The sequence below is a fragment of the Streptomyces sp. G45 genome (genome assembly GCF_049542095.1).
Classification (GTDB): Bacteria; Actinomycetota; Actinomycetes; order Streptomycetales; family Streptomycetaceae; genus Streptomyces.
The window spans coordinates 4,412,722-4,437,686 of sequence record NZ_JBMUZU010000001.1; the positions used below are offsets into that span (position 1 = coordinate 4,412,722).

Annotated in this window: 23 protein-coding genes, 1 tRNA gene and 3 pseudogenes; 15 read left to right on the forward strand and 12 right to left on the reverse strand. The window is 69.1% G+C overall.

Translation table 11 applies throughout. The annotated features are described in order from the left end of the window. Window positions 1-186: 186 nt before the first annotated feature. Window positions 187-1,671: an FG-GAP repeat protein gene (locus ACOBQU_RS18195; protein ID WP_423628281.1), complete on the forward strand. Its 1,485-nt coding sequence runs from the start codon at window positions 187-189 to the stop codon at window positions 1,669-1,671. Between the two features lie 139 nt (window positions 1,672-1,810). Then, a complete protein-coding gene (locus tag ACOBQU_RS18200) occupies window positions 1,811-2,803 on the forward strand; it encodes a Yip1 family protein (RefSeq protein WP_423628283.1) in 993 nt (330 codons plus the stop codon). 105 nt (window positions 2,804-2,908) lie between these two features. On the opposite strand, the gene ACOBQU_RS18205 is transcribed toward ACOBQU_RS18200, so the two are convergent. From ACOBQU_RS18205 to ACOBQU_RS18215, 3 genes are all read right to left on the reverse strand, one after another. After that, the gene (locus tag ACOBQU_RS18205; RefSeq protein WP_423628285.1) at window positions 2,909-3,418 is read right to left on the reverse strand and encodes a phosphoribosyltransferase; all 510 of its coding nucleotides are present in this window, start codon (window positions 3,416-3,418) and stop codon (window positions 2,909-2,911) included. A gap of 8 nt (window positions 3,419-3,426) precedes the next feature. Beyond that, window positions 3,427-4,002 carry a dCTP deaminase gene (gene dcd / locus ACOBQU_RS18210; RefSeq protein ID WP_318202246.1) on the reverse strand — a complete coding sequence of 192 codons (576 nt, stop codon included), beginning with the start codon at window positions 4,000-4,002 and terminating at the stop codon, window positions 3,427-3,429. Window positions 4,003-4,124: 122 nt separating this feature from the next. Beyond that, the gene (locus tag ACOBQU_RS18215) at window positions 4,125-4,295 is read right to left on the reverse strand and encodes a hypothetical protein (protein ID WP_423628288.1); all 171 of its coding nucleotides are present in this window, start codon (window positions 4,293-4,295) and stop codon (window positions 4,125-4,127) included. A gap of 281 nt (window positions 4,296-4,576) precedes the next feature. On the opposite strand from ACOBQU_RS18215, the gene ACOBQU_RS18220 reads away from it, so the two are divergent. Beyond that, window positions 4,577-4,650, forward strand: a tRNA-Gly gene (locus ACOBQU_RS18220). A gap of 136 nt (window positions 4,651-4,786) precedes the next feature. On the opposite strand, the gene ACOBQU_RS18225 is transcribed toward ACOBQU_RS18220, so the two are convergent. Continuing rightward, entirely contained in the window at window positions 4,787-5,575 is a 789-nt protein-coding gene (locus ACOBQU_RS18225; protein WP_423628290.1) for a GntR family transcriptional regulator, read from the reverse strand. A 116-nt stretch (window positions 5,576-5,691) separates the two neighbouring features. Between ACOBQU_RS18225 and ACOBQU_RS18230 the strand changes: the two genes are divergently transcribed. From ACOBQU_RS18230 to ACOBQU_RS18250, 5 genes are all read left to right on the forward strand, one after another. Continuing rightward, window positions 5,692-6,108 carry an NUDIX hydrolase gene (locus tag ACOBQU_RS18230; protein ID WP_423634574.1) on the forward strand — a complete coding sequence of 139 codons (417 nt, stop codon included), beginning with the start codon at window positions 5,692-5,694 and terminating at the stop codon, window positions 6,106-6,108. 46 nt (window positions 6,109-6,154) lie between these two features. Further along, window positions 6,155-6,592, forward strand: coding sequence for an ATP-binding protein (locus ACOBQU_RS18235; protein WP_423628292.1), 438 nt, complete (start codon window positions 6,155-6,157; stop codon window positions 6,590-6,592). Between the two features lie 837 nt (window positions 6,593-7,429). Next, window positions 7,430-8,779 carry a hypothetical protein gene (locus ACOBQU_RS18240; protein WP_423628294.1) on the forward strand — a complete coding sequence of 450 codons (1,350 nt, stop codon included), beginning with the start codon at window positions 7,430-7,432 and terminating at the stop codon, window positions 8,777-8,779. Further along, the gene (locus ACOBQU_RS18245) at window positions 8,776-9,687 is read left to right on the forward strand and encodes a DNA adenine methylase (RefSeq protein ID WP_423628296.1); all 912 of its coding nucleotides are present in this window, start codon (window positions 8,776-8,778) and stop codon (window positions 9,685-9,687) included. The genes ACOBQU_RS18240 and ACOBQU_RS18245 overlap by 4 nt, the downstream gene beginning before the upstream one ends. A gap of 414 nt (window positions 9,688-10,101) precedes the next feature. Next, complete coding sequence (locus ACOBQU_RS18250; protein ID WP_423628298.1) at window positions 10,102-10,401, forward strand: hypothetical protein; 300 nt, start codon at window positions 10,102-10,104, stop codon at window positions 10,399-10,401. 303 nt (window positions 10,402-10,704) lie between these two features. On the opposite strand, the pseudogene ACOBQU_RS18255 reads toward ACOBQU_RS18250, so the two are convergent. After that, window positions 10,705-11,279: pseudogene (locus ACOBQU_RS18255) on the reverse strand (flavoprotein). Beyond that, window positions 11,276-12,004 (reverse strand): annotated as a pseudogene (locus tag ACOBQU_RS18260) (heavy metal transporter CzcB); the annotation flags it as partial. The pseudogenes ACOBQU_RS18260 and ACOBQU_RS18255, both read right to left, overlap by 4 nt. Before the next feature lie 80 nt (window positions 12,005-12,084). Here ACOBQU_RS18260 and ACOBQU_RS18265 point away from each other — a divergent pair. The 4 genes from ACOBQU_RS18265 to ACOBQU_RS18280 all read left to right on the forward strand — a co-directional run bounded on the left by ACOBQU_RS18265 (window position 12,085) and on the right by ACOBQU_RS18280 (window position 14,647). Further along, window positions 12,085-12,687, forward strand: coding sequence for an HNH endonuclease (locus ACOBQU_RS18265; protein ID WP_423628300.1), 603 nt, complete (start codon window positions 12,085-12,087; stop codon window positions 12,685-12,687). A 566-nt stretch (window positions 12,688-13,253) separates the two neighbouring features. After that, window positions 13,254-14,072: a hypothetical protein gene (locus ACOBQU_RS18270; RefSeq protein ID WP_423628302.1), complete on the forward strand. Its 819-nt coding sequence runs from the start codon at window positions 13,254-13,256 to the stop codon at window positions 14,070-14,072. 180 nt (window positions 14,073-14,252) lie between these two features. Further along, window positions 14,253-14,342: a DUF6578 domain-containing protein gene (locus ACOBQU_RS18275; protein ID WP_423628304.1), complete on the forward strand. Its 90-nt coding sequence runs from the start codon at window positions 14,253-14,255 to the stop codon at window positions 14,340-14,342. Further along, a complete protein-coding gene (locus ACOBQU_RS18280) occupies window positions 14,339-14,647 on the forward strand; it encodes a DUF6578 domain-containing protein (RefSeq protein ID WP_423628306.1) in 309 nt (102 codons plus the stop codon). The genes ACOBQU_RS18275 and ACOBQU_RS18280 overlap by 4 nt, the downstream gene beginning before the upstream one ends. 17 nt (window positions 14,648-14,664) lie before the next feature. Here the strand turns inward: ACOBQU_RS18280 and ACOBQU_RS18285 are convergent, their stop codons facing one another. Further along, window positions 14,665-15,465, reverse strand: a complete 801-nt coding sequence (locus ACOBQU_RS18285; protein WP_423628308.1) for a HEAT repeat domain-containing protein — start codon at window positions 15,463-15,465, stop codon at window positions 14,665-14,667. A 69-nt stretch (window positions 15,466-15,534) separates the two neighbouring features. Beyond that, window positions 15,535-16,407 (reverse strand): hypothetical protein, encoded by an 873-nt coding sequence (locus tag ACOBQU_RS18290; RefSeq protein WP_423628310.1) that lies wholly within the window; start codon window positions 16,405-16,407, stop codon window positions 15,535-15,537. A 250-nt stretch (window positions 16,408-16,657) separates the two neighbouring features. On the opposite strand from ACOBQU_RS18290, the gene ACOBQU_RS18295 reads away from it, so the two are divergent. After that, complete coding sequence (locus ACOBQU_RS18295; protein WP_423628312.1) at window positions 16,658-17,512, forward strand: DUF72 domain-containing protein; 855 nt, start codon at window positions 16,658-16,660, stop codon at window positions 17,510-17,512. A 50-nt stretch (window positions 17,513-17,562) separates the two neighbouring features. Here the strand turns inward: ACOBQU_RS18295 and ACOBQU_RS18300 are convergent, their stop codons facing one another. Continuing rightward, a complete protein-coding gene (locus tag ACOBQU_RS18300) occupies window positions 17,563-18,027 on the reverse strand; it encodes an ABA4-like family protein (RefSeq protein ID WP_423628314.1) in 465 nt (154 codons plus the stop codon). 194 nt (window positions 18,028-18,221) lie between these two features. Next, window positions 18,222-19,100, reverse strand: a pseudogene (locus ACOBQU_RS18305) (hypothetical protein); the annotation flags it as partial. 366 nt (window positions 19,101-19,466) lie between these two features. Between ACOBQU_RS18305 and ACOBQU_RS18310 the strand changes: the two are divergent. Both ACOBQU_RS18310 and ACOBQU_RS18315 read left to right on the forward strand, forming a co-directional pair. Then, window positions 19,467-20,117: a MerR family transcriptional regulator gene (locus tag ACOBQU_RS18310; protein ID WP_423628316.1), complete on the forward strand. Its 651-nt coding sequence runs from the start codon at window positions 19,467-19,469 to the stop codon at window positions 20,115-20,117. 81 nt (window positions 20,118-20,198) lie between these two features. Further along, window positions 20,199-20,507 carry a hypothetical protein gene (locus ACOBQU_RS18315; protein ID WP_423628318.1) on the forward strand — a complete coding sequence of 103 codons (309 nt, stop codon included), beginning with the start codon at window positions 20,199-20,201 and terminating at the stop codon, window positions 20,505-20,507. Between the two features lie 36 nt (window positions 20,508-20,543). Here the strand turns inward: ACOBQU_RS18315 and ACOBQU_RS18320 are convergent, their stop codons facing one another. Beyond that, window positions 20,544-21,131, reverse strand: coding sequence for a hypothetical protein (locus ACOBQU_RS18320; RefSeq protein WP_423628320.1), 588 nt, complete (start codon window positions 21,129-21,131; stop codon window positions 20,544-20,546). Window positions 21,132-21,700: 569 nt separating this feature from the next. Then, complete coding sequence (locus tag ACOBQU_RS18325; protein WP_423628322.1) at window positions 21,701-24,802, reverse strand: AfsR/SARP family transcriptional regulator; 3,102 nt, start codon at window positions 24,800-24,802, stop codon at window positions 21,701-21,703. Window positions 24,803-24,965 lie beyond the last annotated feature (163 nt).

The window sequence follows — 24,965 nt, forward strand, 5'->3', positions numbered from 1 at the left end:
TCCGGCGTTTGAGGACGAGCCGCGAAGCGGCAACGAGGGCGGGGGTGCCAGGGGGCGGCAGCCCCATGGTTTCGGTGAAGGGGCGGGCCTGGGGCGCCCCGCGAGGCCCCACCCCAGGGCAACCGTTCCCCAACGTCACGTGTCACACAGGTGAACCCACCCGGCCCCCAACGAGTTGGAGCCCCCGTGCGCACACGCACCCTCGCCCTGGCCGCCGCCACGGCCCTGGCGGCAACCGGCCTCACCCTCCCCCTAGCGGCAAGCGCCACCGCGGCCGAGCCCGCCCCAGGCACCCGCCCCGCCCCGAAGGCCGACTTCAACGGCGACGGCTACGCCGACCTGGTGGTGGGCGTCCCGTCGGCGTCCGTGGGCGGCAAGGCCGGAGCCGGGTACGTGAACGTGGTGTGGGGCGGCCCGAAGGGCCTCGCGCCGAAGGGCAACGTCCGCGTCAGCCAGGCCACCGCGAACGTGCCCGGCACCCCGGAGTCCGGCGACCGCTTCGGCGCCGCGGTGGCCACGGCGGACGTCAACGGCGACGGCTACACGGACCTGGCGGTCGGCGCGCCCGGCGAGGACTACGACGGCCGCGCGGACGTCGGCAACGCCACCGTCGTCTACGGCGGCGCGCACGGCTTCGGCGCCGCCAACAGCGCGGGCCGCGGCGCCAAGGCCAAGGACAGCCTCGGCAACGCCCTGGCCGCCGCCGACCTCAACGGCGACAAGCGCCCCGACCTGGCCATCGGCGGCACCGACAAGGTCGTCGTCAACTACGACCCGCGCGCCGCGAAGACCGCGCCCGGCATGGCCGACCGCATGGGCGGCCGCGCCCCCGTCCTGGCCACCGGCGACTTCGACGTGGACGGCCTGACCGACCTGGCCGTGGCGTACCACACCAAGCAGCAGCCGTACACGCAGTCGCACGTCATGCTGTACCGCTACGACAAGCAGGAGCGCCGCCTCCTGCTGAGCTGGGCCAACAGCAACGGCGCCGCCTCCGCGTTCGCCGTCGGCGACTTCGACGGCGACGGCCTCGACGACCTGGCGCTCGGCAACTGCCGCGAGATCGCCGACGAGAACATCGACGACCCGTGCGGCCCCGAGCGGCTGACCAAGGGCGGCGGCGTCCACATCCGCTACGGCAACCCCAACGGCTCCTTCGGCTCCCGCGCGCAGACCCTCAACCAGGACACGCCGGGCGTGCAGGGCGTCGCCGAGCAGGGCGACGGCTTCGGCGAGGCCGTCGCGGCCCGCGACGTCAACGGCGACGGCCGCGACGACCTGATCATCGGCGCGCCCGGCGAGGCCATCGGGTCCAAGAAGAACGCGGGCAGTGTCACCGTCCTGTACGGCGGCAAGAAGGGCATCCTCGACGCGGACGACGAGCTGGGCGACGGCGCCGCGTCGGGCTACGCGGTGCAGCAGGACACGTACCAGATCCCGGGCGCGGCGGAGACCGGCGACCGCTTCGGCGCCGCGCTCGCCACGGGCGACTACGACAACGACGGCAAGCCGGACCTGGCCGTCGCCGCCCCCGGTGAGAACGCCGCGTCCGGCGGCGTCTGGGACCTGCCCGGCGCCGTCCCGCCCGGCACCACCAGCCTCACGCCCAAGTCCCTGTCCCTGCCGTCGTCTTCCACCGCACTGGCGTACGGGGCGGTCCTCGGCCGCTGACCCGACGCTCGCGCGAGCCCGCTGACCTGCGGACAACCCCTCGGGGACCCCCCTAGGGGTTGTCACAGGTCAGCCGCAAACCGGCTCTCCTCCACAGGAGGGACGCCAGCTCCCCACCGGACCAGGTACGTTCGATTCCGTGGCTGGATTCAGGATCGGACGCGGCGGCCGGGACAACCGCGCACAGCAAGGAAGCCCCCAGGGGCACCCGAACCCCGGACAGGGCCCCGGGCAGGCTCCGTACGGACAGCGCCCCCCGCACCAAGGCGGCGGCCAGGCGCCGTACGGCTACCCGCCCGCGCCCTCCGCTCCCCAGTACGGCGGTCAGCCCCCGTACGGCGGACCGGGCGGCCCCGGCCCCGGGCACTACGGCGGCCAGCCCCCGCAGCAGGGCTGGCCCCAGCCCGCGGGCGGCGGCCACGGGGAGCCCGAGTACTTCGGCGGCGGCGCCCCCGGCGGACCCGGCGGCGGCACCCCCGACCCGTACGCGGCCAACAACCCCGGCCACACCCAGGCCTTCTCCCTGGGCGAGGACCCGTACAACAGCGGCGACACCTACCGCGCGGGCCAGCCCCCGGCGGGCCCCATCGGCCCCAAGCTGCACTGGAAGGACCTGCTGCGCGGCATCGTGCTCCGCCCGGTGCCGACGTTCCTCCAGATGCGGGACTACGCGATGTGGGCCCCGGCCGTCATCGTCACGTTCCTGTACGGCCTGCTGGCCGTCTTCGGCTTCGACGAGGCCCGCGAGGACGTCCTCAACGCCACGCTGTCCACGGCGGTCCCGTACGTCCTCACCACGGGCGTGGCGATCTCCCTGAGCGCCTTCATCCTCGGCGTGGTCACGCACAGCCTGGCCCGCCAGTTCGGCGGCGACGGCGCCTGGCAGCCGACGGTCGGCCTGTCCATGCTGATCATGGCGATCACGGACGGGCCGCGCGTCATCGTCGCCCTGTTCCTCGGCGGCGGCAACGGCTTCGTGCAGCTGCTCGGCTGGGCCACCTGGCTGGCCGCGGGCGCGCTGCTCACGCTGATGGTCAGCAAGTCCCACGACCTGCCCTGGCCGCGCGCGCTTGGCGCCTCGGCGATCCAGCTCCTGGCGATCCTGTCGATCATCAAGCTCGGTACGTTCTGACGCCGCCGGGCGCCAGAGACGCACGCGAGAGGCGCCCCCGCCCGGGCAGGGCGGGGGCGCCTCTCGCGTGCGTACTGCCGCCGTACTGCCGCCGTACTGCCGCCCTCAGGCGTCGAGGACCTGCCCGGCGCGCTTCACGACCGGCGGCTCGACGCTCCACGGGAAGTTGATCCACTCGTCGGTGCGCTTCCACACGTACTCGCACTTCACGAGCGAGTGGGACTTCTCGTAGATGACGGCGGAGCGGACCTCGGCGACGTGGTCCTTGCAGAAGTCGTGGACGAGCTTCAGCGTCTTGCCCGTGTCGGCCACATCATCGGCGATCAGGACCTTCTTGTCCGTGAAGTCGATCTTGTCCGGTACGGGCGCCAGCATGACCGGCATGTCCATGGTCGTACCGACGCCGGTGTAGAACTCCACGTTCACCAGGTGGATGTTCTTGCAGTCCAGGGCGTACGCGAGGCCGCCCGCGACGAAGACGCCCCCGCGGGCGATGCTGAGCACGATGTCGGGCTCGTACCCGTCGTCGGCGATGGTCTGCGCCAGCTCGCGGATCGCGCCGCCGAACTTCTCGTACGTGAGGTTCTCGCGCACGTCACTCTGGGTGGCAGTCATGGGGGATGTCACACCTGGGTCCGATGGAAGTTGAGGAAGGAACGGGAGGCGGTGGGCCCGCGCTGCCCCTGGTAGCGCGACCCGTACCGCTCGGACCCGTAGGGGGACTCGGCGGGCGAGGTCAGCCGGAACATGCACAGCTGCCCGATCTTCATGCCCGGCCAGAGCTTGATCGGCAGCGTGGCGAGGTTCGACAGCTCCAGGGTCACGTGCCCCGAGAAGCCGGGGTCGATGAACCCGGCGGTGGAGTGCGTCACAAGGCCGAGCCGCCCGAGGCTCGACTTCCCCTCAAGCCTGCTCGCGAGGTCATCGGGCAGGGTGATGACCTCGTACGTGCTGGCCAGCACGAACTCCCCGGGATGCAGGATGAACGGCTCGTCGCCCTCGGGCTCGACGAGCCGCGTCAGATCCGCCTGCTCGACGGAGGGGTCGATGTGCGGATACCGGTGATTCTCGAAAACCCGGAAGTACCGGTCGAGGCGTACGTCGATGCTCGACGGCTGCACCATGGATTCGTCATACGGATCGATCCGCACCCGCCCGGCGTCGATCTCGGCCCGGATGTCCTTGTCTGAGAGAAGCACGCACCGAGGATACGCAGAGCGCGCGGGAAGGCCGCAATTCGCTCATTGCGCCACCCGCGCGCTCTGGGGGCACCGGCGGAACCGGCCCGCCCACCGCTACCGGCGGAACCGGCCCGCCTTCGCTACCGCTTCTCCATCTCCGCCGCACCCGCCACCGGCACGGCGTGCCGCAGCCGCGCGCAGCGGGGACAGCGGATCAGCCGACCGGGGCCGAGCCGGTCGGCCTGCTGCATCGGGAACGAAGCGGTGCTGAAGACGTGCCCCTCGGCACAACGGACGACGGTGCGCTCCATCAAGTCCTTGAGTCCCTTCCCCAAAGCCGTAACTGCGGACGCCGAAAGCCACATTACGGGATGAAAGGGACGTCACTCCAGACGGCACTCCGACCCTCCCGGGACCCCACACAACCCCCGCGCACACCCTCCGCGAGGCCCCCCACCGTACGCCCCAACTCCCTTTGCGCGCAGTCACCCAGACCCCACCCAGCGCAGCCGGACCCCGGGCGTCAGCGCCCGGGGTCCGGCATGGGGTAGAGTGTGCGACGATACGAACCCGGTTCTACCGGTGTTGTCGTGCGGGTGTAGTTTAATGGTAGAACATCAGCTTCCCAAGCTGAGAGCGCGAGTTCGATTCTCGTCACCCGCTCCAGTTCTTTACAGCCAGGGCCCAGGTCAGCGACCTGGGCCTTCTGCTTTGCGCGGCCAGCCGGTCAGCGGTGCGGGGCCCCTGGGCCCCGCACCGGTCCGGCTCCTGGGGCGACCGGCTTCCGACATCGATCGCAGGATCACGTCGCCGGGAGCCGGTAGGCGAGGACGTACGCGTCGGCGGCCATCACGGTGTCGCAGACCTCGACGGCCCGCCCTTCGGTGTCGTACGCGGTACGGATCAGGTGGATCACCGGCACGCCGGACGCGAGGCGCAGCGTCTTGGCCTCGGTGGGCGAGGGCATGCGGGCGCGGATCTCCTCGTCGAAGTGGTCGAGGCGGTGGCCGAGTTCTTCGAGGCGGGCGTAGATGCCGCCGGGGCCGGGGTTGGGGTCGGCGATGGGGGTGCCTTTGGCGATGTCGAGCGGGAGGTACGAGGTCGCGAACTCGACGGGGCGCCCGTCCAGGAGGTAGCGGCGCCTGCGCGCGAGCACCTTGCGCGCCGAGCCGAGCCGGGCGGAGACGTCACGGCTGGCCTTTTCCTCCTTCACCTCCAGGCTGTCGACCTGAGGGTGACTACCGGCGGCGTCGGCTTCGACGAGGAACGCCGACTTGCCCTCGTCCCGGTGGCGTCGGGCGAACCGGTCCGAGGCGAGGCGCCGCACCGGGGGCCGCGGGCGGACGAAGACACCCCTGCCGTGCTCGGCGCGCACAAGTCCCTCGCCTTGCAGCACGGAGAAGGAGTGCCGCACCGTCATCCGGGAAACCCCGTAGTGGTCCACCAGTTCAGCCTCGGAGGGCAGCTTCTCGCCCTCCCTGAACCGCCCGCGGTCGATGGCCTCGCGCAACTGGTCGGCGATCTGCCGGAAGACCGCACGATCACTCGTGGGGTCGACCTCACCGAGGGCGTCTTGCGGAAGCGCAACCACGGATACTCCTTTAGATATCTAGACGAGTGGGCAAGTGCTGTTGCTACGGTGGAGAGCCTAGCCAGCCGAGAGGGCCGAGGAAGCAGAGAACCGTGACCCCTGACCGCCCGCATTCCGTGAGCGTCGCCGGAGTCCTCGTCGACGCCCAGGGGCGAGCCCTTCTCATCCAGCGCCGCGACAACGGCCAGTGGGAGCCCCCGGGCGGCGTCCTCGAACGCGAGGAAACCATCCCCGAAGCCCTCCAGCGCGAGGTCCTCGAAGAAACCGGCGTCAAGATCGCCCTTCCCGCGACCCTGACCGGCGTCTACAAGAACATGACGGGCTTGATCGTCTGTCTGGTCTTCCGCTGCGAGGCCGCCGACGGCACGCCCACCACCGGCGAGGAGACCCGCGCCCTGCGCTGGGCCACCCGCGAAGAGGTCACCCAACTCGCCGACGAGGCGTACGCGATCCGCGTCCTGGACGCGCTCGACTCCTTGGACGGGGCGGCTCCACCGGCCATCCGCGCCCACGACGGCGTGAAACTCGTATAGCCCGCACCCGCTGCACATGGCGGCCTAGCAGCACAAAGGAACTTGTATGCACGAGTATACGAGCACCGCCCGGGTCTGGGGCCTCACCTGCCCAGGCCTGCCGGAAGAGGTCAGCCGGGCCCGCCGCTGGACCCGCGACATCCTCGGCTCCTCCCCTCTCGCGGAGGACGCCGAACTGATCGCGAGCGAGCTGAGCGCGAACGCGATCCTGCACACGGCCAGCGGCCGGCCTGCGGGCAGCTTCCACCTGGCTCTGGCAGTGTCGCCCCGGGTCATTGCCCTGTCGGTAACGGACGCCGGGGGCGCGGGCGGAACCGCCCCGAAGGTCGAGCACCCCGGCGAGGAGGCGGTGCACGGCAGAGGCTTGGGCATGGTCAGCGCGCTGGCCCACCGGGTGGTGGTGCGCAACAGCGACGGCGCCCACACGGTAACGGCAGAGCTGTTCACTTCGCCCCGGCCGGGGCCAGGGGGCCATCCATGCTGAGCGACGGCCTGGCTCACGGCTTCTGGTGCGAGTGCTGGGCGGAGGACCTGAGGGCACCGGGCGGGCCGACGGTGACGACATCCTTCGGCGCGTACTCCGCGACCCAGACGGACAGCTGGCTCCCCACGGCCCTGCGAGCCCTCACGGCGGAGCTGAACCCCCTGGCCCCCAAGGAGACTTGGTACTGGCTCTACGGGAGCCGCATCGACACGCGGCAGGCCCTCCTGCGCGCGGAGCCCTGCACGATATCGATGACGTACGCCAGCACACGCATCACATGGACGGTACGCCCGGTCCTCTTCCTGCCCTTCGCGGACAGCCATGGCGCGTCTGAACCCTCAGCACGCACAGGGACTTCCCGCCCCGCGCGACCGACTGAGTTACAACTTTCTCTACTGGTTCAAGGGCGGCTCGCTCCGCTCCCCGCGCGCGGGCCCGGCCCCCGGCCGGGCCCGCGCTCCTGTCTCCGCCCCGCTCCAGCCCGGCCGGCGCCCGTGCCGCGCGCTTGGCAATAACCTGGAGTCAGAGAGGGGGTACGTCGTGGCTGGGGCGGTCGGCTCCACGGCTTTAGGCAACCACTTTGGCGCGAACCTCGAAGATCATGGTCCCAACGTCGCGCTTTAGCGGGCAGGTCCGCAGACTGCCCGACGCGCCGGAAGCTTACGGGGCCATGATCACTCGCGCCAAAGCAGCTCCAGCCCAAAGCCGCTCCGCCGACCGATCGACTTTCGGCCAGTGGCCGGTTTGGGGCTGTCGTGCGGGCATGCGAGACGGAAGTATGATCAACGCTTCAAAAATATGGTGCGGCAAGAGGGGTGGGCTAGGACCATGAGCGGCATGAAACAGGCAAGCATGCACGTCGCATCTCTTACGCTCGACGACAACAACCCTCGGCACGCAAAGCAGACTGCCAGTGACGCCGAATCCATCGCTGCCCTCCTCGAAAAGGGCCCTGACAAGCTGCTCCGGCTCGCCCGCGACATCATCCAGCACGGAGTGAACCCCACGGAGCTGGTAGTCGTGATGGCAGATGGCGACCGCAACGTAGTCCTGGAAGGGAACCGGAGGGTTGCGGCGCTTAAGCTGCTACACAACCCTAAGCTCGCCCCCACCGAGAAGCTCCAGAAGCAGATTTCCGCCATTGCGAGAAGGGGCGAAATCCCGCGGAGGGTCATGTGCGTCGTCGCCGAGAGTCGGCTCCAGGCAGAGCACTGGATCAGGATCCGGCATACCGGAGAGAACGGTGGGGTCGGTGTGGTCCGGTGGAGCACCAGCGAAGCGAGCCGGTTCGGCGGAAGGTCTACACCGACGGAGAAGGCACGCCTCTTCACCGACGCCGTCAGCGACTGGTTCGCCGAGGACGCCGACCTTCTGGCCAACATCGAGACTGTGCGGGACGGCAGAATCACCAATCTGGGCCGAATGATTGCTGACCCGACCGTGAGGCACCGGCTCGGCGTCTCTTTCGATGGCGACGTGGTGCTAAGCAACTTCCCGAAAGACCGGATCCATCCCATCCTCACGCGGCTTTTCACGGACTTCGCCGGTCCCGTTTCCGTCGACCTGATCAAAACCAAGCGGCAACGGGAGAAGTACCTTGAGCAGGTAGAAGATATCCTGCCAAAGTTGGCTGACCGGTTGGACGAACCTGAAAAGTACTCCAAAGTTTCTGACGGGGACGAGGCAAACCAAGATAAACCCGCGGAAGAGAAGGCGGAATCGGACAGTAGGAAGCCCCGGAGGAAACGGCCTGACTTCGAGAAACGACTCTTCCAGAGTGTTGCCCTCGGGCATGTGAGCCTCAGGTCGTCCGAGGTACTCGAGGAAGCCAAGAAGATCACTATCGATGACATGCCGAACACCGCTGCCATCATGGTCCGGGCCGTTGTCGACATCGTCGTCACCGATGTTGCAGCGCAGCTTGGCTGGAAGCGGAACCAGGACACGCTGAAGGGTAGAATCTCGGCCGTCCTGAACCAAGTAGACCCGGAGAAGAACGACCCGAGCTTGAGCGACGCGTGGCGGTTCTCACAGGAGGACGATGGAGCCCTAGTCCTCAAGACCCTGCACTCATTCGTTCATTCGTGGCAGAACCACCCCCTGACAGTCGAGGTACGGAAATTGAGTCTGGCATACTCGCCCCTCTTGCTGAAGGCCGACGAGTTGATTGAAAAGAAGAAGCGATGAGGTATATCAGTCCGCTACGTTACCCTGGCGGAAAGGCCCGACTCGCACCGTACATCTCACACATTCTGGCACGACAGCGCCCGCGCCCCCATTCATACGCAGAAGCATTCGCAGGGGGCGCGGGCGCAGCGCTGCGTCTTCTCGTTGACGGAGAAGTCGATCACATTTATATCAATGACCTTGATCCCGGAATCTCGGCTTTGTGGCGTTGCATTTTCGATCATACGGAGCAACTGGCCAAAAAAGTAGAGCGTGAAGAGATCAGCGTCGACGCATGGCGCCATCATTCGGAGATTTACAGGAACCCCACTCAAAAGAGTGACATTGAACTCGGCTTCGCGACATTTTTCCTCAATCGATGCAACCGTTCGGGAATCCTGCGCGCTCGACCTATTGGCGGCCTTGAACAAGACGGAAAATGGAAAATCGACGCTCGATTCAACCGAGAAGCGCTGGCTGGTAGGATTCGAAAGCTGGGAGAATATTCCGACAAAGTGAGTCTTTCGGAACTGGATGCGCGATCATTCATTCAGCAACTCGAACCGAAAAGCGCAGATGTTTTGCTCTACGTCGACCCACCCTATCTACTGCAAGGAGATAGGCTCTATCTCGACTCTCTAAACGAGGACGACCACAAGCAGTTGGCTGCACTGCTCAAACAGACATCGTTGCGCTGGCTCCTGACTTACGATGCCGATAGGCGAGTCACCGAAGAATTGTACAAGGGTCTCCGATGTGTGGAATTTAATATTCTCCACACGGCCCAGATACAGCGAGTGGGCGCGGAGTATGCGATCTTTGGAAATGAACTGATCCTGCCTGAGGTTACGGGGATTATCGGGGATGGTGGTTTTCGTTGGATGACCTCAAAGCGCAAACAGCGCAGCAAGCAAGTAACACCCCTATAGAGCAACCTGCCGCCGACGGGGCACGTCGAGCATCCCGCCTGGTCCGTCGACGCCTGCGGCATAGTAACGGACTGTCGTTGGTTGAAGATCAAGGCCGACCGCACCAATTCGCCCAATCGAGACTGCACCGACCTGGAACGTCGACTGCGGATACAGCGCAATGCAATCGCTGACCGTGGCTCCTACAGATCTTCAAGCGCAGTGCTCTTACTTTCGACTTCCCAAGGCCTCAGGTAAGCCAACTGCCTCAGTAGGCTTACATCGACGTCAATCACTCGCCCATTTGCGTCCAGCTCGAACCAACCGCCTAGTCGTCCGGAGACCGCAGTGCCGAGGCTCTCATGCACTTCGAGGGCGAGCGGCATTTCAAATGACGCCGAGAGACCGACTACGAGCTGGCGTCACGGCATAGCTGTGGAAGCCGAGGAGCTTACCTCCGGCAACCTGGACCCGGAGTGCGTTTGCACGGCAATGCTGTTCCCCGAGGAACTGCTTACGGCGACCGACGCAGTCCTTGACGCGTTCGAGAGCGAGCTTCCTGGACTTGGCGAGGCCCCCGTCGAACAGGTCTTTGCTGTGGTGGAACACGTGCTCCTGGCCCTCAACGCGGTGGACGATGCTCACAACGGCAGCGCCTTGGAAACGAACGTGAAGAGCTGTGCGACTACATCGACGAGTCGCTCACCGAGCACGGCGTCGATGTTGTCGCCCTGACCGCCCGCCATGGCCTCGGCCGGTACCAGCTCACGGACAAGTGGCGGAAGTGGTAAGGCGGCTCACGACTGCGCACCACAAGCGCACCAGATCGAGCGGGGAACAGCGGGGAATCACGGTGAAAGTGGCCAGGCCTGAGGATACCGCTCACCGGCCGTCCGCCCAGGTCAGCACCCGAACGGGCCCGAAATGACCGCAGCTTCCCAAGCTGAGAGCGCGAGTTCGATTCTCGTCACCCGCTCTTCTCAAGCCCCAGGTCAGCGGCCTGGGGCTTGTTGCTTTCCGCGGTCGCTGGATGCCGACTCAGTCCACCCCGGCCGCCGGGCGCCCGCGCCCGAGTCGTGGCTCCAGTAGCTCCAGCGCCTCCTCCCACCGGAACCGCTCCGCCCCGCCTCCGGCCTTCGGGCGGTGAGGGACGTACGAGCCGACGAGAACACCCATCCCGCGCAACCGCTCCAGACTCTCCCCATAGGCGGGATGCGCTGCCTGGGCGGCGTTCACGTAAGGGAGGACGGCAGTGGGGATGCCCATGCCGTACGCCTCGCACAGGATGCCCAGGGCGAGGGTGTCGGATATCCCGGCGGCCCACTTGTTGACGGTGTTGAAGCTGGCCGGGGCGACGGCGATGGCGTCCGCGGGCGGCAGGGGCCGGGCTTCTCCGGGGCGCGCCAGGCGGAGCGGATCGGGTAGCCGGTGCGGGCCTCGATCACCTCGGGCTCGATGAAGTCCAGGGCCTGCGGGGTGGCGACGACTCCGACGCACCACCCGCGTTCCTGCGCTGCGGTGATCAGCTTGCCGACGTCGGGAGCGACACCGCACGCGCAGACAACGGCGTAGAGGAACGGCTTCCCGCCCGGGGCGGCGATCGGGTCGGTCACGCGGTGGCTCCCAGTCTGCGGTGGAAGTGGTGCAGTTCGGGCAGCGTACGGCGCGGGTCACGGGCGGCGAGATCGGCGACGAGATCGCGCACTCCGGGTCGGTGGACGTCCTGAGCGGCACAGCGCTCGGCGACGCGGAGGGCGCGGTAGGCCTCGGAGAGGCGCTCCTGCTGGCTGTAGGCGCGGGCAGTCTCCACCCACAGGGCCGCGTGGCGCTCGGGCGCGCGGATGGGGCGACGCGCGAGCGGACGGGCAACCTGGAGGGCGGGGCCGGGATCACCGAAGGCCACCAGCGTGCTGACCTCGTGCAACGCGACGTTGGTGGCACTGAAGTTGGCCCAGGCGCCGGGCTGGTCGGCAGAGACGTACCGGGCCACCTCGCTGGCCTCGGCCAGGAAGTCATCGGCAGCTGCCCGGTCACCGCCACCGTTCGCGGCAGTCACCCCTCGCAGGAGAAGCAGGCCTAGGGCCGCGAGGTACTTCGGGGTACGGCGGTCGTAGGAACCTGCCAGCTGGTCCGCGGTGTGCCGGACCAGGGTGACGGCCTGGGCACTGTGCGCCTCCCGGGCCAGGACATGGGCCTGCACACGGACGCTGGAGGCGAGGACGACCGGATCACCGGAGCGCTCGGCCTCGGCCATGGCACGGCCGACCGCGAGCCAGGCGTCGCCGCGATCGTGCTGTTTGAGAAGCGGACCGGCCGAGGGCTGGTACGCCGTTGCCACTCCGACTGCTGAACCTCAAGCTCCAGCGCCGATTGTCAGTGACGCGTGGCAGGCTGCCGCCAGCAGACGAAGGAGGGCCCATGTCCATGCCGAGCAAATGGAGCATTGCCCAGTTCTGGGCTAGAAGCCCGAGTATCAACCAGTTCGCTCCCCATCTAAGCCTCGACGAGCCATGCTGTTTCGCCTGTGGGTGGTTCTCCGAACACTGGAAGAAGGCCACTCCTCAAGCCAGCTGGCAACGCGCCACACTTGAACGCGCCCACATCGTGCCGAAGAGTCTCGGCGGTCCGGATGACGCCGACAACCTCCTCCTTCTCTGCCGATCGTGTCATGAAGAATCTCCAGACTGGCCCGACCGGCAACAGATGGCTCGCTGGATCGCGACCAGGGAGGAACGGCCCAGCAAGGAACTCGAGACCTTCCAGTCCTGGCTAGCCGCTGCCGAACGAGCCCCAGAGTTCAAAGAGGCCATTGCCTCAATAGCCACCGAGCCAGGTGCATATGAGCGGGTATCGGAACGTCTTCGGGACCTCCTGGGGCAAGCCGGGACGCACTTCGGGATTGGGTTCAGCCAAGGCACCCGCGAAGCCGTACTTCAGGCCGCCGCACGGGAGATCCAGCGTGAAACCAAGGCAGCGGGCGATATAGCTGAAGGTCCACAGGTGGATGAACCTTCACGGTGAACCGGTGAACCTTGGACCGGAGCGCCACAGAGTGGTCGTGGGCCAGCTCTCGTGCAGCCCTTGGTCTGCTCTTCTCGCATCCCAACCGGCGACCTGGCCACACCCGTGTTGATTCAGCTCCTTGTAGCGCGGGCGGCGGGCGCGCGTCCGCCTCACGCGGAGCGGCGATCGCAGGCTGGGCGACCTTCAGGCGCGGCCCGAAGGGCCCGGCAGGGTTCTGAACCCGACCAAGTCTCCCGGAGTTGGCAGCACAGGTCGAACGCGTCGGCCGCTGTGACCGTGTCGCAGACCTCCACGGCTCAGTCGTCTTCGTCGTACCTCGTACGTCGTACGAGCAGACGATCACGGGCACTCGGACGCGCGTTGCAGCATCTTGACTCGCTACCAGAACAGGGTTGGGCATTTCTCGTCTTTCGCCGAATTCGATGTCTGCCGTCACCCGGGCGACTACGGTCCCAGCCCAGCGGCGTGGCGCATCGCCGTTGTCCTCATCATGGGAGTTCGGTGTGGAACGCCAACCAACCTGGTCAGGCGCTAAGTTCGGTGGATATGCGGCAGACGCCGAGATGACAGCAGACGAGGTCGACGAGACGCTGGCCGCGCTGGCGCGTGCCGCGACCGAGCTCCTTCAGGAGTGCGAGGCCGCGCAACAGCGCATGGAGGAATGGAACGACCGCAGCGAAGCCGAGATCCGGGAGCGCGCAGGGCGCCCGGGATTGTGCTTCCGCCCGGAGCGCGCACTGCTGTCGATCCGCGACCACTTGGCCACCGACTCCGCGAAGAAGTACCGGGATGTCACGCGCGAGTTCCTCAGTTGGTGGGCCGATGTGGCGATGGTGGCGTGGAAGTCCGCGGTCCTCGGCTCGCCCATCGTGCGCGCTCGCGTGGACGGAGCGGCGCCGTTCACCGTGATGACGGAGGAAGAGCTGGCGCTGTTGCCCTTCGTGGATGACTACACATGGCAGCTCGCGGAGTTGAGCACGTCGATGGGCGTACCGAACCCGTGGGGGCCAGGTGGCCCTGACGGTGAACCGGAGGCCCGACGGCGGCGCCTCTGGGGCGTCTTCTGGATCGAGCACCAGATCCCAGCGCTCCCCGATCCCGAGGAGTGGGACCTCCTCGTTGCCCGCACTCCGGACCATGTCGCGGAGCGCCTGCGCGCCACTGCCGGGGCGCTGATCCGCGCGACGTCAGCGGGGCAGCGCATCTCGGAACTGGAGGGCATCGAAGCGCCCTGGAACTCCGAGCAAATGGACGAGTACGAACGTCTCTCAGACGAGCTGAGCACCGTGCCCACCCGCCTCGCTGACTTCGCGCAAGCGATCACCGTCAGCCTGCCCGAAGTGCGTGCGGCGTGCGGCGGGCAAGGTGGTGATCGTGGCTGATCCGGCCGGAACAATGCGCCGTCTTCGGTGCAGACAGTGCGGTAGCGCCCGGGGGTGGTCTCATGGTGGTCGCCGCGGCCGGGTTGCGGAGCTCACTCTGCTGCAACGCGCGCATCGGCCCTTGTGGTGGGGTGCGCTAAAGGCCTGGTGAGCGCGGGTTGTGCTGCGGAGAATGGCTCCATGACGGTGACGGTGTGGGTCGATGATTGGCAGATTCAGTGCTGTGGGGAGCGCTTCGCGGTGGGGGATGTTCTCTCTGGGGCCTGGTGAAGGTCGGGCCGGAGGACTACGCCGATCTCGTCGGGCGTGAGCGGGCGGCCGGGATCGGGTTCCGCGAGGAGCACCACGGGGAGGCGGAGGGCGCGCCGACCTCGTTGCGGGTGACGGCCATCGATGAGGTGCACTGCCGTTACGCGGTGCCCCCGGGGAGCACCGACAGCGTGCACTACCCCGTCGCGGGCAGCACCGTCCTGGTACCGGTCGAGGAGGCCGATGGGTGGGCGGCAGCTCGGCCCGATGTTCGCTTTTCGGGCTACCTGGTGACCGCCGAGCCTGCCACGGACGTCAGGAGTTGAGAGCTGAGGCCCGGGCCTCAGAGCGTCGTGTCGTCCCCCGGCCAGGTCCGCGGCAGAGGATCGACCGGGCTGGTGAGCGTCTGCTGAAGGGCCTCCGCGAGGGGCGCGGCGGCGGTGGCCGCCGTCCGGCGGACCAGGTCCTCGCGGTCCCACAGCATCAGGGCCCGTGCCGCCGCGTCCCGGATCTGGGGGCTGCGGTCGGTCAGGGCCTTGACGAGGCCCGCTTCGGCCGGGTGGTCGTCCAGCGCCGAGGGAGGTCCGGCATGGTGCAGCCTGCGTACGGACTGAATCGCTTGCAGGCGCAGGTCGGTTGACGGAGCGTCGAGGGCCTCAGCCAGCGGTTCGAGGGCGGCGAGGTCGGCCGTGTCGCCGAGGGCCATGGCCGCCGACACGCGAACCGACGCGCTGTCCGCCCTCAGCCGCAGGGTGTACCGCTCGACCGGCGGTGGGCTCAGTCGCCTGAGCCGCGTGTAGCCCCACGCCGACCGCGGATAGGTGTCCGGGTACGCCAGGGCGCCCCAGCTCATGACCTTCCGGATCAGGCGGTTCTTTGGAGGGCGGGGCTCCAGCAGGTCCCGGAATGGTTCCACGTCCCGGTCCGGGCCCAGCTCCGCCGCGACGCGCACCGCGAGGCCGTGGAGGTCGGGCTCGTACAGGTCGTCGAGGTGGTCGAGGGCGGACAGGCACGTGACGAAGCGCATAACGGCGGCGTCCGCTCGGGGGCCGCCGATGCCGTGGAGCTTCAGCAGAGCGCCTGGGAAGTCGTTCTTCCGGTCGCTGAGCAGAACGGCCTCGGCCTCTTCCAGACTGCTGGTCACGTCAGCCCGCCCGCCTTTCCTGTGTTCCGGGTCTTCGGGGTGTTCGGGGTGTTCGGGGTGTTCCGGGAGCTACTTCTTCACCGCGAAGAACACGCAGCCCATCGCGGCGAACGCGGCCTTCTGCTGAGCGGTCATGGCTCCGGGGTTCTTGGCCCCGTGCCAGGCGCCCTTGGCACACCTGACGCCGTACTTCTTGGCGTACTTCCAGGCCGTCTTACCGGCCTTCTTGGCCCACTTCTTGGTCTTGTCCCACCACTTGGGGTCGGCGACCACCGGGTAGGCGGTGGACTTGTCCGTCCGGATCGTCTGGACGAGCTCGGTTCCGTCGAGGCGGTAACTCGTCGTGACCGCGTTGCCGTTGGCGTCCTTGGCCCAGGGCGCCTCGAACGCTCCAATGATCTCGCCCTCGCCGTCGGTCGTGCCGTCGGCGATGACCAGGCTGCCGTCCTCAGTGATGATGGGGACGGCGTCCTTGGGCAGGTCGAGGGGGAAGCGGTACTCGGTGGGGGCGGACGCGTTCTTCAGCGTGATCAGGGCGCTCGCGCTGCCGTCCGTCGTGACCTGCGCGGCTACATCCACAGACCCGCCCGTCAGCTGCGGGTAGACCACGGTGCCGCCGGTGGACGCGTGGGCCTGCGCCGCCTTCGAGCCAGGCAGGCCGATCTTGATCCGTGTGCCGGAGGGGTCCGTGACCGTCAGCTTTCCGGCGCTGGTGGCGGGCAGGTCCACTCGCGTGCCCGCGGCCTTGTGCACGAGCGCGGCCGTACGGGCGGCGGCCTCCGCGCGGGCGGCGTACTCGATGGCCCGGGTGGCGGCATCGCGCGCGGGGTCGCTGGTGGCGGCGTGGGCGGGAGCCATGGTCGCGAAGAGCGCACCGGCGGTGAGGGCGGCGATGGTCGAGATCGCCGAGGTACGGACGGAACGGCGCGCGGATATGTGCACAGGGACTCCCTCGTTTTGAGCAATGTCAGACCACATGCACCGCTATTCGACCGGGAGTTGAGTAATGCACCGGTAAGCGGCAGAACAAGATGATCTTGAATTGATCTTGCCATATGCCCGTTTTGACGCACAAGAAAAGCGGAATCAGTCACTCATTGCGGTAATGCCCCGAGCGGCAAATACTGTCCGTAATTACGGAAGTTGTTGGGGGTTGTGGTGGTAGTCCGGCCTTCCGGGCACTCGGCCTCTCATGGACAACATCCTCATCGGTACCTGTTCGTGGACCGACCCCCGGCTCGTGCGCAGTGGGTGGTATCCCGTGGGGCGGCGGGGGCCGGAGGGGCGGTTGCGGTATTACGCCGGGCGGTTTCCGGTGGTGGAGGTGGACGCGTCGTACTACGCGCTGCCCGGGGAGCGGAACAGCCGGTTGTGGGTGGAGCGGACGCCGGACGGGTTCGTGTTCGACGTGAAGGCGTTCTCGCTGCTGACCGGGCATCCGACGCGGCGTGCGGTGATGCCGGACGGGGTGCCGCCCGACGCGCGCGATCCGGGGGTGCTCGACGAGGTGTGGGCGCGGTTCGCGGCGGGGGTGGGGCCGTTGCGGGAGGCGGGGCGGCTGGGTGGGGTGCTGTTCCAGTTTCCGCCGTGGTTCCGGCCGGGGGCGCGGTCCGAGGAGTTCCTGGAGGCGACCGCGCGGCGCACGCGGGGATGGCCCGTCAGCGTGGAGTTCCGGCATCCCGAGTGGTGGTGCGAGGAGCGGTACGAGGAGACGCGCGCCCTGCTCGCGCGGTGCGGGATGGCCGCCGTCGCCGTCGACATGACGCAGTCCCTGCCGACGTCCATCCCGCCCCGCACACCGGTCACTTCGCCGCGCCTGTCCGTCGTACGGTTCCACGGGCGCAGCGCGGCGTGGGGGACGGGAAGCAAGGAGGACCGCTTCCGGTACGCGTACGACGAGGGGGAACTCGGCGAGTGGGTGCCCCGGTTGCGGGCGCTCGCGCGGCGGGTCGAGCGGGTGCATGTGCTGTTCAACAACTGCTGCGGTGACGCCGCCGTACGGGCCGCGGAGACGATGGCGCGGCTGCTCGGGCCTTCCACGGGGTGACCGTGCCCCTGCCGGGGCCTGTCGGGGTGTCCGTCGGGGTGGTGACGGCTTCAGGGGCTACTGGCAGCGGTTCGGCGCGGATGCCTCGTACGTCGCGTACGTCGGTCCAGTGCGGCCCGTAGCCCCAGGAACACCAGCAGTCCGATCGGTGACAGCAGGATCGTGAGGACGAGGAGCGGGGCCATCAGGTACGGGGAGAGGCCCAGGCGGCGGGACTCCAGGTACATCCACTGGCCGATGAGGAGGTCCCAGGCGATGACCTGGGCCCAGATCGCGCCCGCGCCGTCCGCCAGGGCGACCAGGTCGCGGAAGGTGTCGAGGTCCGGGCCGCTGACCGCGGTCCACAGCTCGGGGAAGACGGGGATGGCGAGGCCGAGGTAGACGCAGAGCACCGGGACCACGGTCCACGGGGAGCGGGCGACGCGCTCGGTCACGTACCACGTCGGGGCGAAGATCAGGAGGAGCCAGACGGGGGCGGCGAGCCAGAAGGACAGCTCGAAGAGGGCGCCGGTCATCGGGTCGGTCCCTTCGCGGGGATGTCGGTCGGGTTCTTCGGGGGTACGGCGGTCAGTTCCTTCGGGGGTACGTAGGTCAGTTCCGTCGCGGGTACGGCGGTCGGTCCCTTCGGGGGTATGTCGGTCGGTTCCTTCGGGGGTATGTCGGTCGGCCCCTTCGAGGGTGCGGCGGTCAGCCCCTTCGCGGGTACGTCAACTGCTGGGCCGCTCTCGGGTGTTCGGGGTGGCCTCAGGGTCGCGTACGTGGCCAGCGTCGCGGTCAGGGCTATGAGGGCCGCCGTCGTCAGGGTCGTGGCGTCCGGGGCGGTCAGGGGCTGGCCGCGCAGGGCCTGCCAGAGGACCAGGGCGAAGACGGCCGCGTACGTCGCCGCGGCGAGCAGCACCAGGCGGGTGCGGACGCGGGCGGCGGCGAGGCGGGGGTGGCGCGGTGCCAGTGCCGTGAGGGCCATGAGCAGCAGCGGCAGCAGTTGCAGGGCGTGCATGCCGAAGAAGTGCGGGACGCGCAGGTCGCCGCCCGTGGTGGACCAGCCGGTCAGCGGCATCGAGGGCCCGCCGTCCGGTACGCCCACGCTGTGCGCGCCGACCACGTCGGACTCGCCGCGGCGCTGGCCCGGCGCGGGCCGGGTCATCAGGAAGCCGACGGCGGCCCCCGCCAGCGCCAGCACGATGCCGGAGCGCATGGCCCACGCGGAGGCGCGGTCGACCGCGCGGTGGCGGAGCAGCAGTACGGCGATGACCAGCGTGGCCGCCCACAGCACGGCGACCGTGACGGCCATCGCGTCGAACACGGCGTCGTCGAAGGGCGTCGCGTGGTTGAAGTGGCTGCGCCTGCCGCGCGCGGCCTGCCCCGTGATCAGCACCATCTCGACGAGGCTCGCCAGCGCGACGGCGGTCCCCGCCCACCAGCCCACGCGCCGACCGCGCGGCAGGTGCGACAGCATCCACGCCAGGGACAGCGCGTACGCCACGAACGACACCGCGAACTTGAACGGCTTCGCCCACAGCGGCGCGCCCGCCAGGACGTGGTCGTCGACCAGGAGTCCGACCGCGGCCAGCACCGCGATCGCCGCCATCAGCGCGGCGAAGAGGACGAGGGGGCGGTGCCAGGTCCGCCAGGGGGCGGGGGGCTGCTGGGGGGACGGTGGCCGTGGACGCGGGGAGGGCTGCCGTGGTGCGGAGGACGGTCGTGGAGTCGACGGTGGCCGTGGAGTCGGCAGTGGCCGTGGAGACGTACGGAAAGACCTCATGCGGTACCCCCGTGATGAGTATGGGTAGCGGCGCTATCCGCTATCCGATAGCGCAACTATCTATCATGGGGTGGTGAACTGGCAAGGGCCGGTTCGGCGAGCGGACCGGGGCCGAGGCTTCGGGCGGCGTCGAGAGCGAGGAGAGAACCGGCAGTGCGCATCGGGGAGTTGAGCCGGAAGACCGGGGTACCGGTGCCGACGATCAAGTACTACGTCCGCGAGGGCCTGCTGCCCGCGGGCGAGCTGACGCACCGCAACCAGGCGAGCTACGACGAGACGCACGAGCGGCGCCTCCAGCTCATCCGCGCGCTGCTCGACGTGGGCGGCATGAAGGTCGCCGAGATCGCGGACGTGCTGGCCGCCATCGACGACCCGGCGCGGCCGCTGCACAAGGTCCTCGGCGCCGCGGCGCACCGGATCGGGGGCGCGCGCGTCGCGTCCGACGACAGCGAGTCGGCGGACGCGCGGGACGCCGTCGCCGACCTGATCGCCCGCCGCGGCTGGCGCACCCGCCCCTCCGACCCGGCCGCCGTCGACCTGGCCCAGGCCCTCGCGGCGCTCGCCCGGCTGGGCCACGGCGGCTTCACCGACCTGCTCGACGACTACGCCGACGCGGCGGAGCGCGTGGCCCGCGCCGACCTCGCGTACGTGGACCGGCAGGTGGCGGTCGAGGAGCGGGTGGAGGGCGTGGTGGTCGGCACGGTGCTGGGCGAGGTGGTGTTGAACGCGCTGCGGCGGCTGGCGCATGTGGATGCTTCGGCGGGGTTGTACGGGGAGGGTTCCGCGCGGGCCCGCGCGGAGCGGGCGGAAGCTGCTGCCCCTGGGGCGGAGACGGGTCCCTGATCGGGGGGCCGTGCCGCTGAGCCTGTGCCGCTGAGCAGGTGCGTCTGGCCCCGTAACCACTGAGCCCGCGCCGCGTCCCGGATGGGGCAACCACCCCGCGCCCGGCCGGACCTCCGGGCGCCGACCGGGCGGCCCGAGGACTGGCCGGAGCGGCCGCCGCTGCCCGGCACCATGACCGGCGAACTGCGGTCCCCGCACGCCGACCAGAGCACCCGCGTGGCATTCGCCAACGCCTTTCCCCGGCTGCTGCGCCTGTACTGGCTCGACTACCACTCGACTACCAGGGGCAGGCCCGGTTCTCCCGCGAACTCGGCCCGGGCGAGGCCCATGTGCAGCAGACCATCGGGAGCCACCCCTGGATCGCCGTCGACGCGGGCGCGACTGCGCTGAGGCGGAGCCACGCGAGGGGCGCGTCCCCGCCCAGGGCTAGAGGTCGTGGCTCTCGAAGACGTGCGCGGGCAGGCGGCTTGTCGGGAATCCGTACGCGCGGTCCACGAGGAGGCGGACCAAGAACTCCCCGAGGCCGCAGTCGAAGCGCTTCCAGGCGCCGAACTCCCCTGCGCGGACGGCCCATTCCTCCGGGTCGGGCGCCCTCGCGTCCCAGACCAGGTCGAGTTCCTGCTCCGACGTGCCCCACCGCAGGAGCCCTTCCGGCACCGGCAAGTCCTGGGCCGCGCCCACGAGGTCGCAGCCCGGGACCCCGGGGACGAGGAGATCGACGTACCCGTCGAAGCCGCCCGGGCCGAAGGCGTCCACGATCTCCTTGTAGTCACCCGGCAGCGGCGTACCCAACTCTGCTTCGGCAGCGGGCCAGTTGAGGGGCGGGCGTGGCGGCGGCCCCCAGCCGGTGAGGGCGCGGAGCTTCTCGGCCCAGGAGGCGCCCTGGGGGAACCCGGCGACCGCGGGGTCCTCGCGCGGGGCGATCACCACGACCAGGCGCGCGCGGTGCGGTACGCCGACCCGGCCGCAGCCGATCCAGTGCGCGCGGTGCGCCCAGCCCCGCATGTCCAGCACCTCGGCGTCTCCCCACCCGCCCCCACGGCCTCCCGGATGGCAGCGACAGCTCCCGTTACATCCATGGGCCCAGTGAACAGGACGCCACCGACAGCGCCCGCGGGCCGACGGCGCACCTCGGCGCCGCGCGCCCCCGCCCCCCAATTGACCGTACCTAATTGCCTGACTGTGGCGGCAATCGCCACTATTGAATGTCCGCCGCGAAGCTCCAGGCAGAGGACTCCACGACGGCGTATGCCTCTCAGGAGAACTCAGTGAACCGCGATATCCCGCGGGCGGCAATGTACGCAATGCACGTAAGGGTGACGAGCGAGGAGAAAATCTTTGCCATGTAAAGATGCTTTCTGTTTTTCAAGGAGCCGAGGAACACCGCGATGCGCGCATGACTGAACGCCCGACCTGAACGACGTATCTCGCACGCCCTGCGGTGACCGCCAGCATAGACCTTCGCACACTACCCACGGCAAGCGAGCACATTATCGACGCGGCCGACGGGTATTTACAAGCGTCAAATCCGGCATCCGATGCCATTCCCCCTGCCCGTAATGGACCCGGGCCGGAGTGGCGCATCACCCGCTCTGCTCTACCGCCCTGTCGGACGCCCCCCGCGACTCCCGCGACTCCCGTAGCTCCGTCAGGGCGCGTGCGGCGCGTGCCGCCTCCGCGGGTGCGCCGATGCGCCTGCTGAGGGACAGGCTCTCGTCGAGGTGCGCCGCGGCCTGCGTCAGCCACCCCCTGGCCTGTTCGGCTCGCGCCAAGTCGTAGAGCGCGTCGACCTCTTCGCCCGCGGCGTGGATGCGCCGGGCCACCTCAAGGGCGGCCGTGTGCCAGGCCATGGCCTCCTCGAAGCGGCCGACCGCGTGGTTGGCCTTGCCGATGCCGTTCAGGGCGATCGCCTCGCCCCGCCGGTCCCCGACCTCACGCAGTACCGGCAGGACGTCGTCGTACAGCGCGAAGGCCTCGTTCGTCCTCCCCAATACCTCCAGGACATCTGCCAAGTTCATGCGCATCGTCGCCTGGTCGCGTTTGCTGCCGACGCTCTTCGCCACGTCAAGGGCTTCTCGGTAGAAACGCTCGGCGGCTTCGGGTTCATTCATTTTCTTGTGCAGTTCCGCCAAGTTGTTCAACGCGCTGTACGTGCCACGGGAATCCCCGAGCCTCCTGAAGTCGGACAGGGCCGCGACAAAGCAGTCGAGCGCGTTCTGGTCCTCCGCGAGATGAAGGTGCGTGATCCCCATGAAATTACGGGTCCGCGCCTCGTGCAATCGGCTTCCGAGTCTGATCGACAGCTCTAGGCAGCGCTCCTGGAGCGAATGCGCCAACGCGTACTGGCCGGTCTGCCACAGCGGGACGGAAAGCTGGTGGATTCCCTGCACTTCCAGTTCTGGGTCCCTGAGGGACCGGGCGTCCTCCAGGGCGTCGCGCGCGTCGGCGATCCCCTCGGCGAAGCGAGCGCTGTGGGTGTGGACGGCGCTCAGGTCCAGCAGGGCGCGCGCCCGTCGCGCGCGGTCGCCCTCGGCGCTCCAGTGGAGGACCGCACGCCGCAGCAGCGGCTCGGCCATGGCCAGGTGCCCCTCCGCGTCGAGGAACCCGGCGAGCACGTGGACCACCTCGGCCAGTCGGCGCTCCGACCCGTGCTGGGCGACCCAGTTCAGGGTGTCCAGGAGGTTGGCGCCCTCCGTGGCGAACCACTGCTCCGCGCTGGGCGCGTCGGTCATGCCGGGGTGTGACGCGGTTGCCTGGTCCTCGGCGGCGGAGGGCATCCGCGACCGATGGGGATACGCCAGCCTGTCCGCGTGGTCGGCCACACTGACGTAGTGATCCACCAACTTCAGGGTGGCCCGCCCGCGGTCCTCCGCGGAGTCCGCGTCTCCGCTGTCGATCAGCGACCGCGCGTACCGGCGCAGCAGATCGTGCATGGTGAAACGGTGGGGTGCGGGCTCGGATACGAGGTGGTGGGTCATGAGTTCCTCGAGCACGCGCTCAGCGACGTCAGCGCGCAGGCCGGTCAGTGCCGCCACCGCCGGAGTCCCGAATTCCACACCGCCGTGCAACCCGATGCGCCGGAAGACGAGTCGCTGTTCCGCGGTGAGCGCGCGATAGGACATCTCGAATACCTGTGTCACCGTCCGCTCGCCGTCCCGCAGTTCGGCGAGGTGTCCACCGCCTCCGCCCAATTGCCGCAGCAGGTCGGCGGTGGTCCAGGACGGGTGGGCGAGAAGGCGGCTGGCGGCGATCTCGATGGCCAGCGGCAGGTGACCGCAGATCCTGACGATGCGGACGATGTCCGCATCGCTGCTTCCCGGGCGCGCTCCCAGCCGCTGTGTGAAGAGCGCGGCCGCGTCCTCGGGGGACAGCACGTCGAGGGACAGCTCCCGTACCCCGGAGAGGCCGGGAAGCCGTCTTCGGCTGGTCACGATGACCGCGGTCGGCGAGGCTCCCGGCAGCAGCGGCCGGACCTGTTCGGAGTCGACGGCGTCGTCCAGGATCACCAGCATGCGGCGGTCGCGGGCCCAGGAGCGCCACAGGGCCACCAACTCCGTGGTGTCGCGGGGCAGTTCCCGCACGTTCAGGCCCAGCAGGCGCAGCAGCTCGGCGAGGACCCGCGCCGGGGCGGGGGCGGTCCGGTCGGGCGCGTGCCCTCCCAGGTGGACGAAGAGCCGACCGTCGGGGAAGCGGTCCCGCAGCTGGTGCCCGGCGTGCACCGCCAACGCCGTCTTGCCGACACCGCCCATCCCGTGGATCGCCTCCACGGTGACCACCACGCCCCCCTGGCCCGTCCCCTCGCCCAGGGCGGTGTCGAGCCGTCGCAGTTCGTTCCGCCGACCGACCCACGGAACGTCACGCGGCAGGTTGTCGGGGGCCGGGCTCGCGGGACGCGCGGGTGCCGTCGCCCTGTCGTCGGCGTGCCGCAGGAGTTCCCTCGCCGGTGTGCCGGACAGGATTCCCTGGTGGACCCGGCGCAGTCGCTTCCCGGAGTCGAGGCCGATGTCGCGGACGACGCGCTGCCGGGTGCGTTGCAGCAGCCTGGTGGCCTCGGACGTGCGACTGCTCCCGTAGAGGGCGATGGCCAGGCGCTCGGCCATGGCCTCGTCCAGAGGGTGCTCCTCGACCAGGGGGAGCAGCGCGGGCACGGCGTCCGCGAACCGCTCCCGGCGCATGAGGATGTCGGCGCGCGTCACCGCCGCCGCCAGGGTCGTCTCGCCGACCGCGGCACGCAGGTGCTCGGGCCAGGCCCCGGCCATCCCCGCCAGGGGCTCCCCGTGCCAGAGGCTGTCCGCCCGGTCCAGCAGGCGCAGCGCCGCGTCCTCGTCGCTGTCCCGCAGGGAGCGGCTCTGGTTGACGCAGGTCGCGTAGCGGTGCAGGTCCACGCGGTCCGGATCGACCCGCATCACGTACGCGTTGGTCCGGCTGACGATCGACGGCGCGTCGCCCCCGGCGGTCCGCAGCACCCGGCGGATCCGGGACACATGCGTGTGCAGTGCCTCCCTGGCCTTGGCGGGCGGGTGGTCGTCCCAGACGCGGTGGATCAAGGTGTCCACGCTGACGCTGCGGTCCGCGTCCCAGGCGAGGGCGGCCAGGGTGAGCCGGGTCTTGACCGATCCGAGGTCACCTCGGCGTCCGGCAGCTCGTACTTCGACTGATCCCGAGAGTCGAATCTCGAACTCCACCAGCGTCCTCCCGCCGGTAGGGCCTCACCGCTGGCCGACCCTACGAGATTGCCATGAACCTGTCCTCATGGCCCTCTCCGGGGGACACGAAGTCCGAATCCATGCGGCCCCGCGTGGAGCTCTGTTGGTTTCTCCTCTCGAATGGGGAGGAGGTCTCGATGTG